General features: G+C 71.3%; 20 protein-coding genes. 10 read left to right on the top strand and 10 right to left on the bottom strand.

Features of this window, described 5'->3' with window-relative positions; all coding sequences use genetic code 11:
• Positions 1–83: 83 nt before the first annotated feature.
• The 4 genes from ABZS69_RS51925 (at position 84) to ABZS69_RS51910 (ending at position 3,263) form a co-directional block, all read left to right on the top strand.
• Positions 84–968, top strand: a complete 885-nt coding sequence (locus ABZS69_RS51925; protein WP_355387927.1) for a TIGR03620 family F420-dependent LLM class oxidoreductase — start codon at positions 84–86, stop codon at positions 966–968.
• Between the two features lie 177 nt (positions 969–1,145).
• Positions 1,146–1,961 (top strand): NAD(P)H-binding protein, encoded by an 816-nt coding sequence (locus ABZS69_RS51920; protein WP_355387924.1) that lies wholly within the window; start codon positions 1,146–1,148, stop codon positions 1,959–1,961.
• A gap of 58 nt (positions 1,962–2,019) precedes the next feature.
• A complete protein-coding gene (locus ABZS69_RS51915) occupies positions 2,020–2,394 on the top strand; it encodes a TIGR03618 family F420-dependent PPOX class oxidoreductase (RefSeq protein WP_355387921.1) in 375 nt (124 codons plus the stop codon).
• Between the two features lie 11 nt (positions 2,395–2,405).
• The gene (locus ABZS69_RS51910) at positions 2,406–3,263 is read left to right on the top strand and encodes a haloalkane dehalogenase (RefSeq protein ID WP_355387918.1); all 858 of its coding nucleotides are present in this window, start codon (positions 2,406–2,408) and stop codon (positions 3,261–3,263) included.
• Here ABZS69_RS51910 and ABZS69_RS51905 read toward each other — a convergent pair.
• Positions 3,252–4,136 (bottom strand): class I SAM-dependent methyltransferase, encoded by an 885-nt coding sequence (locus tag ABZS69_RS51905; RefSeq protein ID WP_355387916.1) that lies wholly within the window; start codon positions 4,134–4,136, stop codon positions 3,252–3,254. The genes ABZS69_RS51910 and ABZS69_RS51905 overlap by 12 nt on opposite strands.
• Positions 4,137–4,298: 162 nt before the next feature.
• Here ABZS69_RS51905 and ABZS69_RS51900 point away from each other — a divergent pair, with 162 nt between their 5' ends.
• Positions 4,299–4,832 (top strand): CPBP family intramembrane glutamic endopeptidase, encoded by a 534-nt coding sequence (locus ABZS69_RS51900; protein WP_355387913.1) that lies wholly within the window; start codon positions 4,299–4,301, stop codon positions 4,830–4,832.
• Between the two features lie 49 nt (positions 4,833–4,881).
• On the opposite strand, the gene ABZS69_RS51895 is transcribed toward ABZS69_RS51900, so the two are convergent.
• Positions 4,882–5,307 carry a DUF3592 domain-containing protein gene (locus tag ABZS69_RS51895; protein WP_355387910.1) on the bottom strand — a complete coding sequence of 142 codons (426 nt, stop codon included), beginning with the start codon at positions 5,305–5,307 and terminating at the stop codon, positions 4,882–4,884.
• A 618-nt stretch (positions 5,308–5,925) separates the two neighbouring features.
• Between ABZS69_RS51895 and ABZS69_RS51890 the strand changes: the two genes are divergently transcribed.
• On the top strand, positions 5,926–6,675 hold the full coding sequence (locus ABZS69_RS51890) for a hypothetical protein (protein WP_355387908.1): 750 nt from the start codon (positions 5,926–5,928) through the stop codon (positions 6,673–6,675).
• A 66-nt stretch (positions 6,676–6,741) separates the two neighbouring features.
• Here ABZS69_RS51890 and ABZS69_RS51885 read toward each other — a convergent pair whose 3' ends face one another.
• Both ABZS69_RS51885 and ABZS69_RS51880 read right to left on the bottom strand, forming a co-directional pair.
• Entirely contained in the window at positions 6,742–7,557 is an 816-nt protein-coding gene (locus ABZS69_RS51885; protein WP_355387905.1) for a class I SAM-dependent methyltransferase, read from the bottom strand.
• 580 nt (positions 7,558–8,137) lie between these two features.
• On the bottom strand, positions 8,138–8,599 hold the full coding sequence (locus tag ABZS69_RS51880; protein ID WP_355387903.1) for a GNAT family N-acetyltransferase: 462 nt from the start codon (positions 8,597–8,599) through the stop codon (positions 8,138–8,140).
• 178 nt (positions 8,600–8,777) lie between these two features.
• On the opposite strand from ABZS69_RS51880, the gene ABZS69_RS51875 reads away from it, so the two are divergent.
• The gene (locus tag ABZS69_RS51875; protein WP_355387900.1) at positions 8,778–10,187 is read left to right on the top strand and encodes a DHA2 family efflux MFS transporter permease subunit; all 1,410 of its coding nucleotides are present in this window, start codon (positions 8,778–8,780) and stop codon (positions 10,185–10,187) included.
• Here the strand turns inward: ABZS69_RS51875 and ABZS69_RS51870 are convergent.
• The 3 genes from ABZS69_RS51870 to ABZS69_RS51860 all read right to left on the bottom strand — a co-directional run bounded on the left by ABZS69_RS51870 (position 10,167) and on the right by ABZS69_RS51860 (position 12,419).
• Complete coding sequence (locus ABZS69_RS51870; RefSeq protein WP_355387897.1) at positions 10,167–10,628, bottom strand: MerR family transcriptional regulator; 462 nt, start codon at positions 10,626–10,628, stop codon at positions 10,167–10,169. The genes ABZS69_RS51875 and ABZS69_RS51870 overlap by 21 nt on opposite strands.
• Before the next feature lie 61 nt (positions 10,629–10,689).
• Positions 10,690–11,319 carry a response regulator transcription factor gene (locus tag ABZS69_RS51865; RefSeq protein WP_355387894.1) on the bottom strand — a complete coding sequence of 210 codons (630 nt, stop codon included), beginning with the start codon at positions 11,317–11,319 and terminating at the stop codon, positions 10,690–10,692.
• Positions 11,316–12,419, bottom strand: coding sequence for a sensor histidine kinase (locus ABZS69_RS51860; protein WP_355387891.1), 1,104 nt, complete (start codon positions 12,417–12,419; stop codon positions 11,316–11,318). The genes ABZS69_RS51865 and ABZS69_RS51860 overlap by 4 nt, the downstream gene beginning before the upstream one ends.
• An 87-nt stretch (positions 12,420–12,506) precedes the next feature.
• On the opposite strand from ABZS69_RS51860, the gene ABZS69_RS51855 reads away from it, so the two are divergent.
• Together ABZS69_RS51855 and ABZS69_RS51850 are read left to right on the top strand one after the other, a co-directional pair.
• Positions 12,507–13,211 (top strand): ATP-binding cassette domain-containing protein, encoded by a 705-nt coding sequence (locus ABZS69_RS51855; protein ID WP_355387888.1) that lies wholly within the window; start codon positions 12,507–12,509, stop codon positions 13,209–13,211.
• Entirely contained in the window at positions 13,208–13,960 is a 753-nt protein-coding gene (locus tag ABZS69_RS51850; RefSeq protein ID WP_355387884.1) for an ABC transporter permease, read from the top strand. The genes ABZS69_RS51855 and ABZS69_RS51850 overlap by 4 nt, the downstream gene beginning before the upstream one ends.
• A 191-nt stretch (positions 13,961–14,151) precedes the next feature.
• On the opposite strand, the gene ABZS69_RS51845 is transcribed toward ABZS69_RS51850, so the two are convergent.
• The gene (locus tag ABZS69_RS51845; RefSeq protein ID WP_355387881.1) at positions 14,152–14,814 is read right to left on the bottom strand and encodes a GDSL-type esterase/lipase family protein; all 663 of its coding nucleotides are present in this window, start codon (positions 14,812–14,814) and stop codon (positions 14,152–14,154) included.
• Positions 14,815–14,867: 53 nt separating this feature from the next.
• A complete protein-coding gene (locus ABZS69_RS51840; protein ID WP_355387878.1) occupies positions 14,868–16,397 on the bottom strand; it encodes an FAD-dependent monooxygenase in 1,530 nt (509 codons plus the stop codon).
• A gap of 160 nt (positions 16,398–16,557) precedes the next feature.
• Between ABZS69_RS51840 and ABZS69_RS51835 the strand changes: the two genes are divergently transcribed.
• Positions 16,558–19,821 (top strand): BTAD domain-containing putative transcriptional regulator, encoded by a 3,264-nt coding sequence (locus ABZS69_RS51835; RefSeq protein WP_355387875.1) that lies wholly within the window; start codon positions 16,558–16,560, stop codon positions 19,819–19,821.
• Positions 19,822–19,949: 128 nt separating this feature from the next.
• Here the strand turns inward: ABZS69_RS51835 and ABZS69_RS51830 are convergent, their stop codons facing one another.
• A complete protein-coding gene (locus ABZS69_RS51830; RefSeq protein WP_355387872.1) occupies positions 19,950–20,504 on the bottom strand; it encodes an EF-hand domain-containing protein in 555 nt (184 codons plus the stop codon).
• Positions 20,505–20,803: the final 299 nt, after the last annotated feature.

The raw sequence follows: 20,803 nt of genomic DNA, 5'->3' as shown, positions 1-20,803 counted from the left end.
CGGAGTCTGCCTCCGTATCTTAGCCTACGGAGAATCGGAGGCAGCCTCCGATTCAGTGTGATCGAGGGGTGATGGACATGGACATGGCGCAAACTCGCGACAGACTCGGCGGGTTCGGGGTGTGGATCGCGCCGATGACGCTGTTGCGCACGCCGGTGCCGGTGCAGCGCGAGCAGTTCGCCCGGATCGAGCGGCTGGGGTATGGGTCGCTCTGGACCGGAGAGCCGCCCGCATCCTCGCCGGTCGGAGGGCGGGAGGTGTTCGCCCAGCTCGCCGTCGTCCTGGGTGCGACCGAGCGGCTGGTCGCCGGCGCGGGCATCGCCAACATCGGAGCGCGCCATCCGGCGACGATGCACGGCGCCGCGGCCACGCTCGCGGAGGCTCACCCCGGACGGCTCGTTCTCGGCCTCGGCGGGCAGGCGGGCGACCGCCCGCTCACCCAGCTCCGAGATTATCTGGACGCGCTGGACCAGGCGGCGGCCCGTCTCCTGCCCGAGGTCCGCTATCCCCGAGTGCTCGCCGCGCTCGGCCCCAGGGCGCACCGGCTCGCCGTCGAGCGGTCCGACGGCGTCCATCCCTTCCTCCAGCCGGTCGAGCACACCGAGATCGCCCGCAAGGCGCTCGGGCCCGAACCGCTGCTCATCCCGCACCAGGCCCTGATCCTCGATCCCGACCCCGGTTCGGCCCGGGAGCGGATGCGCGCCCTCCTGCGCATCGGCCAACGCAACGTCGAAACCCCGTACACGTCCAACTACCGCAGACTCGGCTACGGCGACGACGACCTGAGGGACGGCCGCAGTGACCGGCTCATCGACGCCACCTTCGCCTGGGGCGACGAGGACGCGGTCGTGCGGCGCCTGCGTGCGCACCGCGACGCCGGGGCCGACCACGTCCTGCTGCAGCCGCTGACCGACGATCTCGCCTCGGCCGTGGACCAGCTCGAACGGCTCGCGCCCCGCCTCCGGTGAAACCGGATCCGAGGTAGGCGCAGGTCCGCGCGCCGACCGGTCCGGCCGTCGCCTTCGCCGCGCCGCAGGCCATCCAGTACGGCGGTCGCCCATGACGGAGCGGTGGACAGACGCCTCGTTCACCGCTATGGTCTCGGAAGTGAGTCAGTCAACTAACTCACTAGATGGGACTGAACAATGATCGTTGTCACGGGCGCGACAGGCCAGGTCGGTGGAGAGCTGGTCCGGTTGCTCGCCGCCGCGGGCGAGCAGGTCACCGCGATCTCCCGGCGACCCGCGCCGCTTCCAGAGGCCGTCCGGCACCATGCGGCCGACCTGGGTGAGCCCGCCGGTTTGAAGGCCGCCTTCGACGGCGCCGACGCGTTGTTCCTGCTCGTCGCCGGGCAGGAGCCGCAGGCGATCCTCGAGGCCGCCGAAGCTGGCGGGATCCGCCGTGTGGTCCTGCTGTCCTCTCAGGGCGCCGGGACCCGGCCGGAGGCGTACGGCCACCCGGCGACCTTCGAGGAGGCCGTACGCGGGTCGGGGCTGGAGTGGACGATCCTGCGGCCGGGCGGCTTCCACTCCAACACGCTGGCCTGGGCCGGGCCGATCCGCGCACATCGTACGGCCCCCGCGCCGTTCGGCGACGTCGCGCTGCCGACCGTCGACCCGGCCGACCTCGCCGAGGTCGCCGCCGTGGTGCTGCGGGACGGCGGGCACGCGGGACGGACGTACACGCTCACCGGGCCGCGGGCGCTGACCCCGCGCGAGCGCGCCGCGGCGATCGGGGCGGCGCTGGGGGAGGAGGTGCGGTTCGCGGAGCAGACTCGGGAGGAGGCGCGCGAGCAGATGTCGCAGTTCATGCCGGAACCGGTCGTGGCCGGCACCCTCGCCGTCCTCGGCACGCCGACCCCCGCCGAGCAGCAGGTCAGCCCGAACGTGACGCGGATCCTCGGACGTGCCCCGCGTTCCTTCGCCGACTGGGCCGCCCGCAATGTCGCCGCCTTCCGCTGACCGCACCACACGGAGCCCTCACCATGAACAGCCCGACCGGCGTGCCGGGGCGCACGCCATGACCGGCTCGGTGCAGTCCTTCCTGGCCGAACCCCGCCTGGCCACGCTGACGACCCTGCGGCCCGACGGGTCCCCGCACGTGGTGGCGGTGCGCTTCACCTGGGACGGCGACGGGGGAACGGCCCGCGTGCTGACCGTCGCCGCCTCGCGCAAGGCCCGCAACCTGGTACGGGGCGGCCGCGTCGCGCTCTGCCAGGTCGACGGGTTCCGCTGGGTCACCCTTGAGGGCGCCGCGACGGTGTCCGACGATCCGCGGCGGGTGGCCGAGGCCGCCAGCCGCTACCTCCGACGCTACGGTTCGCCGCCGCCCGCGCCGCCCGGCCGGGTCGTGATCGAGATCGCGGTGGACCGCACCATGACACTCAACACCTGAACGGATCCGACATGCCTTTCCAGAATGTGCTCGACTCCACCATGCACCACCGGGAGCTCGGCGCCGGCGCGCCGATCGTGTTCCTGCACGGCAACCCCACCTCCTCCTACCTGTGGCGCAACGTCATGCCCGCCGTCGGGCACGGCCGTCTCCTGGCTCCCGACCTGATCGGCATGGGCGAGTCGGGCAAGCCCGCCATCGACTACACCTTCGCCGACCACGCCCGCTACCTGGAGGCCTGGTTCGACGCCCTCGGCCTCGACGACGTGGTGCTCGTCGGCCACGACTGGGGCGGCGCGCTGGCCTTCGACTGGGCCTCCCGCCACCCGGACCGGGTACGCGGGATCGCCTTCACCGAGGCCATCGTCAAGCCGATGAGCTGGGACGAGCTCCCCGAGGGCGGCCGTGACCTGTTCCGGGCGATCAAGACAGACGGCGTGGGCGAGTCCATGATCCTCGACGACGACGCCTTCCTCCGGCAGGGCCTGCCCGCCACCGTCACCGCCCCGCTCGCCGAGGAGGACCTGGCCGCGTACACGAACCCGTACCCCACCAGGGAGAGCCGCCTGCCGCAGCTGCGCTGGGCGCGCTCGTTGCCGCTGGGCGGGGAGCCGGCCGACGTCGTGGCCAGGATCGAGGCGTTCGACCGGTGGCTGGCGACCAGTGTCGAGGTGCCGAAGCTGATGGTTGTCTTCCGCTCCGGCGTCGGCACGATGTGGACGGAGGAGACCGTCGCCTGGTGCGCGGAGAACGTCGCCGCGCTGGAGATCGTACGGCACGAGGAGGTCGCCGGGCATCACACGCCGGAGGACCAGCCCCTGGCCATCGCGGCGGACATCGAGAGCTGGCTGGCCAAACTAACGGCCTAGCTCGAACTGCCAGATGACCATCGACGGCTCGCCCGCGGCGGCAGCCCGTGCCGCCTCGGGGACCATGTCCCACAGGGCCCACGGCCACACCTCCCACGGCCCCAGGCTCTCGGTGGCGGCGGGCACGGGTGCGCCACCGGATTCGGGCGCCGGTTCCTCGCAGCGGCGCACCTGCAGGCCGGCCGCCAGCGCGGCGCGGACGTAGTCGCCGATCGGGTGATGGTACGTGGCGATGCGGGCCGGCCGCCCGTCCGGCAGGCGTACACACGGGATCACGCCGCGCGCCACTCCGGTGGGATGGATGTCCGAGAGGACCACGTGCCCGCCGGGCCGCAGCACCCGGGCGAACTCGGCCAGCACCGGGTCCAGCACGGGCACATGCGTCAGCGCCAGGGAGCAGACCACCAGGTCCACGGCGTCGTCGGGCAGCGGGAGCCGATCCAGGTCGCCGAGGTGGAACTCGCCCTGCGGCACCCGCTCGCGGGCCCGGCCGAGCATGTCGGGCGAGCTGTCCACGCCGAGGACCCGGTGCCCGCGGCCGGCCAGGTAGGCCGCGAGCCGTCCGGTGCCACAGGCGGCGTCCAGGGCGACGCCCGCGGGCAGCGCGTCGACGATCTCCCTGATGAAGGGCTCGTCGAGGTCGAACGCCGTATTGGGACCGTCATACGTCTTCGACCACACCTGATAGCCCTCGACGGTGTCCACGCGGGCGACCTCCACGGCGGCGTCGGCCAGCGTGTCGTCGTCGAGCAGCTTGCGGATCTCGGTGAGCCGCGCCTCGACGAACTCGCGGTCGTGCTCGCCTCTGAAGGACCGGAGCAGAGCGACGCCTTCCAGGCCGAGCAGGTAGGCCAGGGGATGCTCGTAGATCACCGGCGTAAGGCTAGTGACGTGCCTCGGGCCGGTGCCACCGAATTACGGCTCCTACGCTGAAGCGGCAGGTGCTTGACGCCGTCGACGAAGTCCGAGCGCAGCCACCGGGCCGGACCCGCGTGGCACGGTTGCCATCCCCCGTGAGAGCTATGGTTCGGTGGCGTGCGGGGCCTGTCCTGGGGCTCCTTCGGCGGGTTCATCGGCACCGCGGGCATGATGGCGAGCGTCGCGGTCGCCGAGGAGCTGCTGTTCCGCGGGGTCCTGTTCCGCATCGTGGAGGAACGTACCGGCACGGTGATCGCGCTGGTCGTGTCCGCCGTGCTGTTCGGGGCGACGCATCTGGTCAACGTCAACGCCACGTTGTGGGGCGCGCTCTCGCTCGCCCTGACGGGAGGGACCATGACGGCCGCCGCCTACGTCGCGACCCGCTCGCTGTGGTTGCCGATCAGCCTCCACTTCGCCTGGAACTTCACCCATGCCGGCATCTTCGGCGTCGTGCTCTCCGGGTCGAACCTGCCACCCCACGGCCTGCTGAACGCCACCCTGTCCGGCCCCGCTCCGTTGACCGGCGGTACGTTCGGACCCGAGGCCAGCCTGCTCGCACTGCTGGTCTGCCTGGGGCCCACGGTCGTCTGGCTGCGGCGGGCCGCCCGCACCGGCCAGCTCCGGCCCCGCCCCAAGCCCTCCGCCACCTGACTCTCGTCAAACAGGTAGAGACCGTCTCGTACCGGTCCTGCCGGCCGCCCTACAAGGAGCCGGAGAAGTCAGAGAAACTGCCGAAGAAAACCAGGCCGACGAGAACCGCGATGAGTCCGACGACGATCCCGCCGTAGCCGCCGCCTGTGTTGTCCGCGGGCATGGCCCTGGTCGGGCTCTGCGGGTCGTAGAGCACCTCGGTCTCGTTGCCGACGCCAAGGTTGGAGGTGGCCGCCGATTCGGTGGTGATCTCCCGCCCTTCCAGGGTCGTGAAGGTCAGGACCGGCCGCTGCCTCGCCCTCAAGTTCTCCCCTTGCCCCGTGAACGTGGTCCGTACGTCGCTGACCACGCCCGGCACCCGCTGTGCCCGCTGGACGAACCGACTGCGGTCGACGACCCCCTTGACCGAACGCAGAACGATGAATATTCCCAACGCCACGAACAGCAGGGGGAAGTACTGGAACAGAGACTCCACCACAGATCTCCTCGGGTAGGCCGACCCCCATTATCTTGGACGGCCGACGGAGATGAGGTCGAGCCGTTCCACGTCATCCTCGGGCATCCGACCCGACTGACGCTCATGCGGGCACCACCGCCGGGCAGCGCCTCGGACCAGCAGACCGGGTAGAGGCCCACCACGCGGCAATCATGCAAGAGGCCACGGACTCGGCGAATGACGTCAGGGCGGGTTTCGACAGCGCGAACCGTACGCTGAAGGGCACCTCGGCGACGATCGCCACTGCGGTGCAGCCGACGACGAGTCCGGGCATCAGCCAGCGGAGCAAGCTCCGGTCCACCGCATGGACGTCGCGGAGGAGCGCCCCGGCGACGCGCACTGACCACAGCAGCAGGAGCGGAGGGCCCACGCCGAATGCCCACAAGAAAAGCTCGACATACAGGTACGGCGCGCTGGCCCACCACAGGCACGGGCCACCACAAAGGCACCCTCCAGGCCCCCTGCGCGGGTACGCGACCACGTGTGAAGCGGCATCCAAAACCCCAAAGGCGCGGACTTCGAGCGTGGCGTGGCCGGCTTCGCCGTCTATGACCCCGACTCTGCCCGCTGAGCGTCTGCTGCTGGAAGAGTGACGTCATGCTTGTGTTGGGTGTCGTGGTGCCGGGCGATCTCCTGGACCGGTGGCTCGGGTGGTTCGCGCCGCCGGTGCAGCCCTTCGTGATCCCGCAGAGTCTCGCCGGCTCACTCGATCTCGATGATGACCGTGATCGGCTCACTCCCGAACTCAGGGACACCTTCTGCCTGTATGGGCTGGGTTCGTCAGCGCTCGTGTGGCTGTCGGAGGCCGGCGCGCGTCGGTTGCCGGCTTCCGCCAGGCGGAGTCAACCCGTGCCGCACCGTTGGCCATCCTCGATCGCCGGACGCGAGCTGGAGACGGTCATCAAGTACGTCGAGAAGGGACGCCGCCCCAGCCGACACGGCGACGTTGCCCCAGCTACATGGAACGCCGTCGCCTCCTTGCTGCCGGGCGCGCGTCGCCTCGCCGGGGCTTTCCCTGCACGGAGCGGTCCGAACTGCTTCGGCACGGTGATGGCGGTCTGCGGCGTGGAGGGCGCGGAGGATGTGTGGATGTGCCGCGAGCCGTTCGAGGATTGGCTCGTGGCGCAGACCGTCAGGGGAGGACGCGACGACGAGCCGGGGACTGTCCTGGTTTGGCGGAGTGCCGATGGAGCCGTGCAGCACGCCGCGGTCACCCTCGGTGATGGTTGGGCGCTTCACAAGCCTTCGCAGGGTTGGATGAGCCCGACGAAGGTCCTCGCGTTGCAGGACCTGAAGCGCAGTGCGCGAGCGAGAGGGCAGCGCCTTCATCGGTATCACCTTCGATGACCTCGCGTTCGGCCGAGGTGTACGGTGCGCGATGCCGCCGGCACGCGCGATGCCGTTCGTTCGAGATCAGGCGAAGCTCAGCAGGGTGATCGACGGGCGCAGATCGCGCGGGCCGGGCAGGACCGCGATCTTCCGGAGTGTTCTCGACCGCCATGCCTTGCGGCCGGGTGGCGGTTGCAGGTCTTCGGCGGTGGCCACGCCGGGGATCTGCGCGGGCAGGCGGGCGGCCTCGGACACCGACAGACTGAACGGCATGGGCGGCGCGGTGTAGCGGGCCGACAGGCGATAGCCCTTCAATGTGCGGTTGCTGAGCACGGTGGGTATCGAGTCGAAGAACAGCCGCCCGCCGGGGAAGCGCGTGGCGCACTCGGCGATCAGGGACATCACCTGGTCGCGTTCGAGGTACATGAACAGACCCTCGGCGGAGATGAACACGCCACGCGCCGGATCGGGGACGTCCATCCACGTGCGGTCCAGCGCCGAGGCCGGGATCGCGGTCATGCGCGGTTCCTGGGGGAGCAGGCGTCTGCGCAGGTCGATGACGGGTGGCAGGTCCACAGAGAGCCAGTCGATGTCGGGCCGCCCCAGGCGCCAGTAGGTGGTCTGCAGCCCTTCGCCGAGGGAGACGACAGTGGCGGCCGGATGCAGCTCCAGGTAGGAGCGGATGGCGATGTCCAGGGCGAGGGCGCGCATCGGGTGGCTCTGGTTGGGTTTGCCGAACCGCTCGTAGTCGTAGTCGATCCTGCGGTAGAGGCGCTCCGCCAGCGGGTCGTGGAACGCCGAGCCGGGGTGCATCGACTCCTCGGCGCGGTTGCGCAGCGTCCACAGACAGGTGGCCGCCACACCGTCCAGGGTGGCACCGTCGATCTTGTCATCGGTCATACCCACTCCAGGTGAGTTAGGTGAGGCTGATCTTATTCCGGGAACGGCCTTGTGACCCGTGCCGTACGACGAGTGGTCGTCTGTCTCGAAGCGGGCGGTGGCGTCGCCGGGCGTGCGACGCCCGCTCGCGATGCCGGCCTGCGAGGACCGTTTCAGGCTGGGCGAGGGAAAGGCCCATCTTCATGCCCGCAATGGTCGCCGGTCGTGGGTCGCCGGGCGTCCTCCCAAGAGAGGCTTTGCCCGTTACGACACCGGCATGAGAAATCGGCCGGTCTACATCCGGGGGAGTAGCCTCGTAGGTTCCAGAGGTGCCGCGAGGGCGGCCCATCCGCGCTCTAGGTTTCCCAAAGGTCGGCAGTCGCGGAGACATGGGAGGCGCACAGTCCGAAGTCGTCGTTTCTCGGCCCGCAAAGGCCGACTGCGCATCTGCGGCAAGATCCGACACCTGCCCCGCAGTGGCAGGCCGGGCGTAGCGCCCGCGGATCGGACGAAGCCGTAGACGCCGACAGCGCGCTTGGGCGTGCGGCTCGGCCTACATGGTCACGACCGTGGCGAGGCCGCGGCGCCGCCTGGTCGCCCCTCAGCGCTGGGTGGAGGTCTGGTTCGTGTCACGCCGGTAGGCGTAGTGGATGAGCCCCTTGTGGAACTTGCCCACCTTGTCGTACAGCGCGCGAGCCGGGGCGTCTTCCAACGTGTTCCAGTAGAGGCCTGGGAAGCCGTGCTCCTCGGCATCCCGCGCCACCCACTCGATCACTGCCGTCGCGATACCCCGCCGCCGGACTTCCTCGTCCACGAACAAGTCCGCCAGATAGCATCTCCCCGCGTACCAGACACTGGCGTGGAACAGGTAGTGCGCGATGCCGACCATTTCGCCGTCCAGCCGGGCGGCGATCCCGCGTATCTGCTCGTCGTCGAGCAGGCGTCGCCAGGTCCGTTCGTAGTCGTCGTCGCTGCGTTCGGCCTCGAAGTATGTGTCTTTACCACGAGCCAGCGATTCCCAGCGGGCGCGGTCGGATTCGGTCAGTAAGTTGATCTCCAACATGGCGCCCATCCTGCCGTACGGCCGGGTTTGCGTTGGGCGCGAATGAGGACGCCCGTCAGCGTGGCGGCCAACCCGAGCCGGCGCCGGTGTTGGCAGATCCGGGGCCCTTGAGTTCAAGTCGACTTGAACATCTACGGTCGGCTCGTCGTGCAAGCGAGCCCACCGAAGGAGACCACGGGTGGATACGAGAACCAGGGAGACCGGCAGCGTGCTGCGACTGGTCTCGGCGTTTTCCGGGACGTTCATGGCGCTGCTGGACCTGACGATCGTCAATGTGGCGGCGCCGAGCATTCAGGCCGATCTGAATACCGATCTGGCCGGGCTGCAGTGGGTGGTGGACGGATTCGCGCTGGCACTGGCGGCGCTGATGCTGTCAGGTGGATCGCTGGGGGACCGGTACGGGCGCAAGCGCGTGTTCCTGTCCGGTCTGGGGGTCTTCGTGGTGGCCTCGGTGCTGTGCGCCCTGGCGCCGACGCTCGCGGTCCTGGTCGCGGGCAGGTGCCTGCAGGGGGCCGCGGCGGCGGTCATCGTTCCCGGTGCGCTGTCGTTGATCGGACAGGCCGTGCCCGACCCGCGTGACCGCGCTCGCGTGATGGGGTACTGGGGCATGGCCGGTGCCCTGGCCGTCATCGCCGGCCCGCTGCTTGGCGGGTTGCTGGTGGACACGCTCGGCTGGCCGAGCATTTTCCTGGTCAACGTGCCGGTCGGGCTGGCCGCCATCGTGATCGGCCTGCGCGCGATTCCCGAAAGCGCCGATCCGCGACACGCGGCGCTGGACCCAGCCGGGCAGGTGCTGGTGATCGGTGCGCTGGCCGCGTTGTCGTACGGGGTGATCGAGGCCAGGAGCCACGGCTGGGAGTCGTGGATCACGATCGGTTCACTGACCGCCGCGGTGCTGGCCGCCGTGCTGGTGCCGCTGGTCGAGCGCCGGGTCATCAGGCCCCTGTTGCCGCTGGGACTGTTCCGCGATGCCCGGTTCACCATCACCAATCTGGCCTCGGTCGCGCTGGGGTTCGCCGCCAACGGCGGGTTCTTCCTGCTGTCGGCGCTGTATCTGCAGCAACTGCGCGGGCACTCGGCGATGGAGACCGGCCTGGCGCTGCTGCCGATGACCCTGTCAGTTCTGCCGGCCTCGCTGGTCGCCGGGCGTTTGAACGCCGCGCATGGGCCGCGGCTGCCGATGCTCACCGGGTACGTGCTGACGGGTGCGGCACTGGCCGCGATGACCGTCTTCGACGCCGGCACCCCCTACCCGGTGGTCGCCGTACTGTTCGTGGTCGCCGGGGTCGGGCAGGGCCTGGCCATCACGCCGGCGGCGGCCGCGGTGCTGGAGACCGTTCCCCTCGAACGGTCGGGCATCGCCGCCGCCACCGTCAACACCGCCCGTCAGGTCGGTACGGCCCTGGGCGTCGCCGTACTCGGCACGATCGTCGCCGAGAGCCGCGACCCGGTGCACGGGATGCAGGTGAGTCTGCTGGTGGCCGGGGCCGTGACGCTCGCCGCCGCCGCGCTGCTGGCCGTCCGGTGGCGCGCGCCTGAGCGGCCGCCGGCCGAGCAGGTGCCGGCCTCAGAACCCGTGGCCGACTGACCGCGACCCGTCCCCGGCCGGTGCGACATCGGGAACGCCGGCCTCGGTCCATCGGCGGGTGGCCTCCCGCAGGTACGGGCAGCCGCCCGCCGGATCGTGGTTGGGGCACTCCAGCAGGTGCTCTAGGTAGGCGCGTGCGGTTCCCAGCCGTTCGGCCTGGGCGTCGATGGCCCGCACCCGCCCTTGGACGACGGCCTGCCAGCCCTGCCCGTCACCGCTGCCGGCAAGCACCGTGCCGATCTCTTCCAGGCTCATCAGCCCGGTCTCCTGCCAGATCCGGATCAGGGCGATGCGATGCAGGTCCTCCCTCCGGTAATAACGCCGCCCCGACCGGCGCTCGGCCGCCGGCAGCAGCCCGCACTCATCCCAATAGCGCAGGGCCGAGGTCGCCATCCCGAACCGCGCCGCCACCTCACCGATCGGAAGAAGCCCGTCATCCATGATCCCATTTCACTTCAAGTCGACTTGAGGTGGCAACGTGACCTCGGCCTGAAAGCCTTCCTCAGACAAGGTGAGCCTCATAGGCGGCGATGACCAGGTGGACGCGGGTCCGGGCATCGAGCTTGGTCAGCAGGTTGCTGACGTGCGTTTTCACCGTGCTGAGGCTGACGTACAGGCTCTGGGCGATCTCCGCGTTGGACAGGCCCCTGGCCACCAGGACGAGGACCTCGCGCTCGCGTTCGGTGATGTCGAGGCCGCCCGCCTGCGACGGCGGGTGCACGAACCGCTGGATCAACCGCCGCGTGGCGGTCGGCGCCAGCAGCGACTCGCCCGACGCGATGACCCTCATGCTCCTGATCAGTTCGGCGGGCGGAGTGTCCTTGAGCAGGAAGCCCGCCGCGCCCGCCCGGAGCGCTCCGTAGACGTACTCGTCCAGGTCGAAGGTGGTCACCATCAGCACGCGCGTCCGCGGATGGCCGGCGCAGATGCGACGCGTGGCCTCTATTCCATCCATCTCCGGCATACGCACGTCCATGAGCACGAGGTCGGGACGATCGCGAGCACTCGCCGCCACCGCCTGCGCGCCCGTCGCGGCCTCCCCGGCCACCTGGAACCCCGGCGTGGAGTCGATCAACCTGTGGAAGCTCGCCCTGATGAGCGCCTGATCGTCGGCCACCAGCACCCTGATCACAGCGGCAGCCTCGCCATCACGCGGAAGCCGCGCACGGGGCGAGCGCCTGCCTCGAACTCGCCGCCGAACAGGTGCACGCGCTCGCGCAGCCCCGTCAAGCCGTGTCCGTACGGCTGCGCCTGGCCCCGCGTGCCGTCATCGGTGACCTCCACGGTCAGCCCGCCCTCCTGCCGTTCGATCCGCACCAGGACATGGCGGGCTCCAGCATGTTTGAGCACGTTGGTCAGCGCCTCCTGCACGATCCGGTATACCGTCGGCTCCATCTCCCCGTCCACGTCGCCGTCGACCCGCAGCTCCACTCCCAGGCCCGCCGTCCTGGTCCGCGCGACGAGCGCGCCGAGCTCGGCCAGCCCGGGGGCGGGGGCGAGCTCGGCCTCGCCGTCCTCGCGCAGCACGCCGAGCAGCTGCCTGGTCTCACGCAGGGCCGACCTGCTGGTCTCCTCGATCGAGACCAGCGTGCGGCTCATCTCCTCCGCTCCGCCCACATGGCCCGCCACGCCCGCCTGCACGGCGATCGTGCTGAGACTGTGGCCGATGACGTCATGCAACTCCCTGGCGATTCGCAGCCGCTCCGCCATCGCCTCCGCACGTGCCCGCTCTTCGGCCTGCGCGGCGAGTTGCTCGGTGTAGAGCCTGCGCTGGCGTACCGCCGTGCCGGCGGCCCATGAGGCTGCCAGGATCGCCAGCACCAGCCCGAGCTGGTCGCGTACCACGGCAGAAAGCGGAAGTTCCACCACGCCCTGTGCGCCGGCCACGCCCGCCGCGAGCAGCGGGAGCACGGCCCTGCTCCGCGTGGCCAGTGTGTACAGCGCAAGAGGCAGACAGAGCGGGTCGGCGTGCGGGATGAGGAATTCGCGCATGCCGAGGCCGCCCAGCAGGACGATCACGAAAACCGCGCGTGGCCACAACCGTCTGACCGCTACGGGCAGGCTGGTCGCGAGGGCCGCCCCGTAGTCCAGTACGTCGGGCTCCGTCAGGTTCCTCGATGAGGCGAGCCCGACGAAAGAGGCCGCGAGGAGCAGGGCGATCCCGGCGTCGATCGCCACCCAGACCCAGGCCGGCACCCGGCTCAGCAGGGGAAGTCGGATCTGTTCGCGCACGGTACGAACCTAGCCCGGTCATCGGGCCGGCCGTATCGGTCCCAAGACCGATGTGCGACGGGCCGGTTGCGGCAGATCGTGAGAGACATGATCGAAGTCACCGGACTCACCAAACGCTTCAAACAGACAGTCGCCGTGGACGGCCTCTCCTTCACGGTCTCGCCCGGCAGGATCACCGGCTTCCTCGGCCCGAACGGCGCCGGCAAGACCACGACCATGCGGCTGCTCCTCGGCCTCGAGCAGCCCACCGCCGGCCGGGCCACGGTGAACGGCGCGATGTACCGGGAGCTGAAAAGGCCCCTCACCCAAGTCGGCGCGCTGCTGGACGCCACCTCGGTGCAGGGCGGGCGGTGCGCGGAGCAGCACCTGTGGTGGCTGGCCCGTTCCAACGGCATCTCCCGCACCCGTATCGGCGGGCTGCTGGAGCTCGTGGGGCTCGGCCATGCCGGCGGCAGGCGCGTCGGCGGGTTTTCGCTGGGCATGAAGCAGCGGCTGGGGCTCGCTGCGGCTCTGCTCGGCGACCCGGAGGTGCTCGTGCTCGACGAGCCCACCAACGGACTCGACCCCGAAGGCATCCGCTGGATGCGCGGCCTGCTCAAGTCCCTCGCGGCCGAGGGCCGCACCGTGCTCGTGTCGAGTCACTTGATGAGCGAGATGGCGGTCACGGCCGATCAACTGATCGTCGTCGCCCAGGGCAGGTTGCGCGCCGACGCCGCGATCACAGAGCTGGTGCCCCCGGGCATGTCGCTGGAGGACGCGTTCATGAACGTCGTCGGCAGGAGTGCGCCGTGAGCGCGGTCGCCGCCGAGTGGATCAAGCTCCGGACTCTGCGTTCGACCTGGTGGGCGCTGGGCGTCGGGGTGTCGATTTCGCTCGCGCTCACCGCGCTGGGCGCCTCCACCGTCATCTCGCGCTGGGATCCGGCCCGTACGAGCGATCAGGCCGCCATGGGGATCGTCGTGGCCGTGTACGTGGGAGTGATCCTGGCCCAGCTTCCGCTCGGCATGCTGGGCGCGATGACCATCAGCGGCGAGCACGCGTCCGGCATGATCGACACGACCTTCGTCGCCACACCGTCCAGGGCCCGGGTGCTGTTGGCCAAGGCGGCGGTCCTGAGCGGGGCCGCGGTCGGCGGTTCGCTGCTCATCGCGGTGCCAGGCTATCTCTACGGGCGGTTCGTCGCCGCGGAGTTCCACCCGTCGCTGTTGCCCGCCGGAGCCTGGACGGTGATCGCCGGCGGCACGCTGATGATCGTGGTCACCACGCTGCTCGGACTGGCGCTCGGTACGGTCCTGCGCAACGGCGCGGTCGCGACCGCGGCGCTGGTGGCGATCGTTCTCGTGCTGCCGTTCGTCGCCCGCCTGCTGCCCTGGGGAGAGCAGCTCAACCGGTTCCTGCCGGCGTACCCGGCGCTCCAACTGATCGAGCAGGCTCCGGACATCATGCCGACCTGGACGGCGTTCACCGTGCTCGCCGCGTGGGCGGTGATACCGCTGTCAATCGCGGTGATCGCCAACGAACGGTCCCGCCACGGATCCTGACGCCCGGGTGCCGCCTGAGCTGCCACACTTGCCAGGCCGCGTCCAGCGCCGGGACCTCTGCACGGGGTCGGTGAGCGTCAGGGGGCCGGCACGCCGTCGGGGATCGCATCCCACGACGAGCCGGCCTCCCCGGCCAGCGATGACCAGCAGTCCAGCATCGCCTCACGATGAGCCGGTGTCGTGAGGCGCGGTCACGTGACCAGGCGCAGCCAGGCCGCCGCGAGTGCGGCGTGACCGGCCGGCGTCGGGTGCACGCCGTCCTCGGCCCAGTACTCCGGCCCGGTCGTCGCGGAGAGCTCGGCGAACATGCCGTCGGCGGCGAGCAGGTGCGCGCCGTACTCGCGGGCGAGCTCGCGGACGATCTGGATCTTCGGGTTCATCTCGGCGCGCCACTCCTTCCGGACGTCTTCGCCGAGGTGCACATCGCCGACCTCGACCAGGCCGCGAATCGGCAGGAGGAACGGCTCGATGAGGATCAGGTCCGCGCCGGCCTTGGCGAGGGGCGCGAGCAGGCGATCGTAGCCTGCCGCGAAGTCCTCATCGGAGATCACGTAGCCGTCCGGGTCGTACGAGCGCCAGGCCACGTCATTGCCGCCGGCGAGGATCGAGACCACGTCCGGGCGCGTGTCGAGCACGTCCGCCTGCCAGCGGGCTTCGAGGTCCATCACCTTGTTGCCGCCGATCCCGGAGTTCAGCCAGGTCACGGGCCGATCCGGGTGCCGCAGGCCCCACTCGCCCGCGATGTGCAGCGGGTAGCCGAACCCGAGGCCCTGCTCGCTCTCCAGTCGTTGGCAGTCGGTGATCGAATCGCCGGTGAACATCACGGTGCTTCCCGGCCGGAGGGTGATCGTCATAGGTGCTCCTTGAACTCGGTAGGTGGTGTGAACGTTGACATTCAGGTGACCCGCTATCCGATCTCGGGCGGGGCTTGGAAATCCGGGCTGCCGAACCAATGGCCGGCCGCCCGCTCGAACGCCTCACGATCAGGGGCGCGATCACCGGCCCAGGCGACTATGCCGTCAGGCCGGACGAGCACGGCGCCCAATCCGAGGTCGTTTCTCGCCGTCCCGGCCGCATACCGGATCCGGCTCGCCCAGCCCATCGCCGAATCGCGCAGGTGCCGGTCGGTGCTGAAATCGAGCGCGACGCCCCGTCCGTCCTGCGTCAGGTCGCCGAGGCGAGTGCCGTCCTCAAGACGAAGGTCCGGGGCGTTGCGGCCGACCAGCGGCTGCTCGCTGCCGAGGTCGTAGCGGATCGACGACCCCGACACCTTCTCGTACACGTAGGTCGTTCCGTCACGGGTCCCGAGCAGGTCGCGAATCACCCCCTGGAGTGCCTGGGCATGCGAGCCCGGCCTCATGACCGCCGTCTGGGCGCGCGTCCAGTCGAGCACCCATGCGCCGATCGGATGGCGCTCGCGGGTGTAGGTGTCGAGCAGCCCGTCCCGCGCGTGCCCGCGCACGGTCGCCGCGAGCTTCCAGCCCAGGTTCATGGCGTCGCCGAGGCCGAGGTTGAGTCCCTGCGCTCCGAGGGGAGAGTGGATGTGAGCCGCGTCGCCCGCGAGCAGGACGCGCCCCTTCCGGTAGGTCGTCGTCTGCTTCGCCCGATCGGTGAAGCTTGAGGCGAGATGGACCTCGCTCAGCGTCACGTCGGTGCCGGACACCCGGCGCAGAACGGCCTGGAGATGTTCGCGGGTCAGCCGCTGCGAGCGATCGAACGCGCCGCCGTCGAACTCCATCATGCCGACGTGCCCGTCCGCGGGCATCTGCAGGTACATGCCTGTCGGCGTCAGATTGAACCCAGGGCCCAGCTTCTCGGGATCGGCGATGGCGGCGAGGACCACGTAGCCGGTGAACCGCGGCTCGGTGCCGACGAAGTCGAAGCCCGCGAGCCCACGCACCGCGCTGCGTCCGCCATCGCAGCCGACGAGCCAGCGCGCCGCGTACTCGTGCTCGCCGGCTCTCGCGACCACGAGCTCGCCGTCCTGCGCGACGGCTGAGACCGTGACGCCGCGCCTGATCTCCACACCGAGCACGGCCGCCCGCTCGGACAGCACCGACTCGATCGCTTCGAGGTTCGTCATCACCCCCTCCATCGCCGGGCTGGGCAGCCGGAACGGCAGGGCGGCGACGTCGACCTTGGCCGGATCGAGCATCATGCCGGCGAAGTGGCCCACCCCACGAGGGGGCCCCGGCTCGTCCGCGCCGGGATCGTCGTCGACGCCCGACGCCGTCAGCAGCGCGTGCAGCATCCCGCGGCGGTAGAACGCCTCGACCGACGCGGCGGACAGCCCCCGCATCCCGAGCGGGTCCGCCTTCCACGGGGAACGGGGCTCCGGCTCCCGCTCAAGCACCAGAACAGAGCAGCCCGCGAGGCCAAGCTCGCAGGCGAGGAACAGACCGACCGGGCCGGCGCCCACGATCACTACGTCATGCACGAGTACTCCCCTTTCGAAGCTCGCCGTCCTGTTCTCTTCAAGCACGCAAAGACTGACGCGGGCCGCTCACACGGGGCACACACGGCGCTGACACGCCTCCCGCGACGCGTGACGGGGGAGGAAAGCCAGGCACTGCCCTGGTTTGGGGACATGAGGGCGCGTGCGCGAAGATTGGGAGATGGACGGGGGTGCGCGGCTTCGCGTGACGCTGCTCGGCGCCTTTCAGGTGTCTCGCGGTGACGCCGCCCTGCCCGTCGCGGGTGCGCGGTTGCAGGGTCTGGTCGTACGGCTGGCGCTCGCCGGCGGGCGCGCGGTCGAGCAGGGCGTCCTGGTCGACGCGATCTGGGCAGAGGACCCGCCGACCGGCCCCGCCCACGCGCTGCAGGCCCTCGTCTCGCGGCTGCGCCGGACCCTCGGCTCGGCCGGCGACGTCACACAGGCCGCGGGCGGCTACCGGCTGGACGTGGACGCGGCCGACGTGGACGCGCTGCGGTTCGAGCGGCTCGCCGCCGCCGGCCGTGACCGCCTGCGCGCCGGCGACCCGACCGCCGCGGCGGCGCTGCTCGGCGAGGCCGTGGCGCTGTGGGGCGACCGTCCCGGCACCGAGCCCACGGCCGTCGCCGCGGTGGCGCCCGCCGCCGCGACCCGCCTGGCCCACGCCTCGGTCGAGGCCGTGGCCGACCTCGCCGCCGCAGAGCTGGCGCTGGGCCGCGCCGACGCGGCCGCCGCCCGCCTGACCGCCCTGCTCGCCGAGCACCCCGCCCACGAGCACGCCGCCGCGCTGCTCATGGACGCGCTCGCCGCCCAGGGCCGCCAGGCCGAGGCCCTCGCCCTGTACGAACGGGTCCGCGAAACCCTGGCCGACGACCTCGGCACCGACCCGGGCACCGCCCTGCGCGAACGCCACCTGCGCCTGCTGCGCGCCGAGCGGCCCGCCCCGGCCGCGCGGACCAGGCCGGGCAACCTGCCCGCGCCGCTGACCAGCTTCATCGGCCGCGACGACGACCTCGCCCGGGTCGACACGCTGCTCGCCACCGGGCGCCTGGTCACCGTGCTCGGTCCCGGCGGCGCCGGCAAGACGAGGCTCGCCGTCGAGGCCGCCCGCCGCCACGGCCACGAGTACCGCGACGGCGCCTGGATGATCGACCTGTCCTCGGTCACCGAGCCGGCCAAGGCGGGCGCGGCCGTGCTCGCCGGGATCGGGCTGCGCGGCGGCGCGGTGTTCGAGGCCCGGGCGCGGGTCGAGGGCTCCGACCTGGACGTACTCGTCGACCAGCTCGGCGGCCGGGAGAGCCTGCTGCTGGTCGACAACTGCGAGCACCTGATCGACGCCGTGGCGCACCTGGTCGCGGCACTGCTGTCCCGATGCCCCGGGCTGCGCGTGCTCGCCACCAGCCGCGAACCTCTCGCGGTCGACGGCGAGGCGCTGGTGCCGCTCGGCCCGCTCGCGCTGCCCGGGCCGGACGACGGCGTCGAGCAGGCCCGGCGGGCGGCGTCGGTACGCCTGTTCGCCGAGCGGGCCGCGGCCGTACGCCCGGGCTTCGACGTGGACGAGACGACGCTGCCCGAGGTCCGGCGGGTGGTCCGCGGACTGGACGGGATGCCGCTGGCGCTGGAGCTGGCCGCGGCCCGGCTGCGGACGCTGTCGCTGCCCGAGCTGGCCGACGGGCTGTCCGACCGGTTCCGGCTGCTCACCACCGGCAGCCGTAACGCGCTGCCCCGGCACCGCACGCTCCGCGCGGTCATCGCCTGGAGCTGGGAGCTGCTGAGCGAGCACGAGCGTACGGTCGCCGAACGCGTCTCGACCCTGCCCGGCGGCGTCACACCGGCCTCGGCCACCGCGGTCTGCGCCGGCACCGCGGTGCCGGCTGCCGAGATCCCCGAGCTGCTCGCGGGCCTGGTCGACCGGTCGCTGCTGCAGCTCGCGCCCGATCCGGGCCGCTACCGCATGCTGGAGACGCTGCGCGAGTACGGCATCGACCGCCTGGCCGAGACGGGCGACCTCGGCGCCGTCCGCGACCTGGCCGCCGGCCACTTCGCCGAGCTGATGGCCCGGCAGGACCCGCTGCTGCGCGGGCCCGGCCAGCCGGCGGCCATGCGCGTCATCAGCGCCGAGTACGACAACACGCTGGCCGCCCTGCGCCGGCGGTGCGACACCGGCGACGCCCCCGGCGCGGTCGCTCTCGCCCTGAACCTGACCTGGTACTGGCACATGTTCGGCCGGCACTCCGACGCGGCCTACTGGCTGGGCGAGGCACTGGCGGTGCCCGGCGGCGAGCCGGCGCCCGACCGCGACTGCGCCGAAGCGATCCACCTGATCAACCGGGCCGGCACCCGGCCGGGGATGACCGCCGAGGAGACCGCGGACGACCGGGCGCGGATGCGCGAGCTGGCCGACCGGCTGCTCGCGTACCCGGAGCTGCCCGGCCCCTACGGCGCGCTCGCCGCGTTCCCGCCCGCGTTCCTGGAGAAGAGCACGCTCGCGATCATCGAGCGGCTGGCCGACGGCGACGACGTGTGGCTGTCCGGGCTGGCCCGCATGTTCCGGGCCCAGTTCGCCGAGAACGCGGGCGAGCTCGACAGGACGCGCACCGACGTGGAGGCGGCCCTGGCCTGCTTCCGGCAGGTCGGCGACCGCTGGGGCCAGGCCACCGCGCTGCCGATGCGCGCCCAGCTGCGGCAGTACGACGACGACCTCGACGGCGCGCTGGCCGATCTGCGCGAGGCCCGGTCGCTGGCCGGTGAGTTCGGCGCGCTCAGCTTCGGCGACGAGGTGTTCGGCGACGTGCGCTGGATCGACCTGCACCTGCGGCGCGGCGACACCGACCTGGCGATCGCGATGATCGACTCGGCCCGGGAACGGGCGCTGCGCGCGGCCTCGCCGGAGCTGCTGGCCCTGGTCGACGCGTGGGAGGCCGCCTTCCGGATGCGGCTCGGCCACCTGGACCGGGCGCGGGAACTGCTCGACGACGCCGAACGGGGGCTGCGCGGCGACACCACGTTCCCCGGTGACCACGCGCGGACGCTGGTCGGGGGCATATGGGCCGGGCTCTGCCTGGAGACGGGTGACCTGGCGGGCGCGCAGAAGGGACTGGAGAAGGCGTACGCGGCGGCGCTGGTGACCAGGGACCTGCCGATCCTGTCGCAGGTCGCGGTGAACGTGGCCGCACTCGCCGAGGCGCTCGGGCGGCAGCACGAGTCGGCCGTCCTGCTCGGCGCCGCCTCCCGGCTGCGCGGCGCTCACGACCGCACCGATCGGCAGGTTCGCGAGCTCACCCGCCGGGGGCGGGCCGCGCTGGGCGAGGAAGCCTTCGCCGCGGCGTACGGGAAGGGCTGGGAACTGGACGGGAAGACGGCCGTGACGGAAGTCGACCCGGCCCGGCTGCGCGGGGAACTCAGGACGGCTCACCCAGATCCTGAGTGATCCGGCCGGGCCTCCTTCCGGGCGGCGGACAGTCCTTTCATGGACAAGCCGGCGCGGGTCGGGCTGGTCTGCCGCGGGGTGCTGTACGGGCTGATCGCGTTTGGGGGGCGGCGAGCGGGAGGCGCTGCTCAGCGGACGTTGGTCTCGCCCAGCATCCACGTCCCGGGCTGGCTCGCGTCCGCGCTGGAGAGCAGGGCATTCGCGCCGGCCACGAACTCCTCGCGGGAGACCGCGCCGTCCCCGTCGGTGTCGAGGTGGTCGAAGGCGACCCGGGTGGCGATGGTCTGCACGTCCGCCGCGCAGTACATACGCGCGAACTCCTCCCAGGTGATACGGCCGTCGCCGTTTGTGTCGATGGCGTCGAACACGGCGTGGCACACCGCGTCAACGGTGTGGAGATAGCGCGGGTCGGTGGTGGTGCCCGCACGGATCGCCGCGACGAACTCCGCCTGGCTCACCTTCCCGTCGCCGTCGTGGTCGGCGCCGGCGCGGAGCTGCTCCCACCAGGAGGCGTAGGCCCGTTGCAGAGCGGCGTGGTGCGGGGACTGCGGCTCGGGCGCGAAGGCGGCGCACATCTGGTCGGCCTTCGCGGTGAAGTCGGCGACGGTGATGTGGCCGTCGCCGTCGGTGTCGAGTACGGCGAACGCGCCGTTGAGGTTGGCCTCGATCAGCTCTTGGGACATGGTCCTCCTTGTTCCGCATGGCTACTTCTGGTAATTGACTGAATCCAGATCGTAGTCCGTGCTGGTCGTTGCGGTACTACCCGCCGGCGATACGACCGCATGCCCGTGATTGAGGTTGCCTTTCGGCGCGTCCTGTCCGGGGGCTCTCACTGCCGGGAAACGCCGTGGTAGTGCGGCAGGTCGAGCGGTGGCACGGGGAAGCCGCCTTCCGTCGGCTCTTCGGTCAGCTCCTCGAACTCGGCCTCGACCTGAGCCTTCCGGGCCTCCTTGCGCCGCTGGTTGACGGTGTCGAACCGCAT

The organism is Nonomuraea sp. NPDC005650, from assembly GCF_040605375.1.
Classification (GTDB): Bacteria; Actinomycetota; Actinomycetes; order Streptosporangiales; family Streptosporangiaceae; genus Nonomuraea.
This window is presented reverse-complemented; position numbering and strand designations above follow the sequence as displayed.

What these genes read in the sequence shown, in the direction of transcription:
- ABZS69_RS51925 (WP_355387927.1), top strand. Translation starts at nt 84, where the DNA reads ATGGCGCAAACTCGCGACAGACTCGGCGGGTTCGGGGTGTGGATCGCG.
- ABZS69_RS51920 (WP_355387924.1), top strand. Translation starts at nt 1,146, where the DNA reads ATGATCGTTGTCACGGGCGCGACAGGCCAGGTCGGTGGAGAGCTGGTC.
- ABZS69_RS51915 (WP_355387921.1), top strand. Translation starts at nt 2,020, where the DNA reads ATGACCGGCTCGGTGCAGTCCTTCCTGGCCGAACCCCGCCTGGCCACG.
- ABZS69_RS51910 (WP_355387918.1), top strand. Translation starts at nt 2,406, where the DNA reads ATGCCTTTCCAGAATGTGCTCGACTCCACCATGCACCACCGGGAGCTC.
- ABZS69_RS51890 (WP_355387908.1), top strand. Translation starts at nt 5,926, where the DNA reads ATGCTTGTGTTGGGTGTCGTGGTGCCGGGCGATCTCCTGGACCGGTGG.
- ABZS69_RS51885 (WP_355387905.1), bottom strand. Translation starts at nt 7,557, where the DNA reads ATGACCGATGACAAGATCGACGGTGCCACCCTGGACGGTGTGGCGGCC.
- ABZS69_RS51880 (WP_355387903.1), bottom strand. Translation starts at nt 8,599, where the DNA reads ATGTTGGAGATCAACTTACTGACCGAATCCGACCGCGCCCGCTGGGAA.
- ABZS69_RS51870 (WP_355387897.1), bottom strand. Translation starts at nt 10,628, where the DNA reads ATGGATGACGGGCTTCTTCCGATCGGTGAGGTGGCGGCGCGGTTCGGG.
- ABZS69_RS51855 (WP_355387888.1), top strand. Translation starts at nt 12,507, where the DNA reads ATGATCGAAGTCACCGGACTCACCAAACGCTTCAAACAGACAGTCGCC.
- ABZS69_RS51845 (WP_355387881.1), bottom strand. Translation starts at nt 14,814, where the DNA reads ATGACGATCACCCTCCGGCCGGGAAGCACCGTGATGTTCACCGGCGAT.
- ABZS69_RS51830 (WP_355387872.1), bottom strand. Translation starts at nt 20,504, where the DNA reads ATGTCCCAAGAGCTGATCGAGGCCAACCTCAACGGCGCGTTCGCCGTA.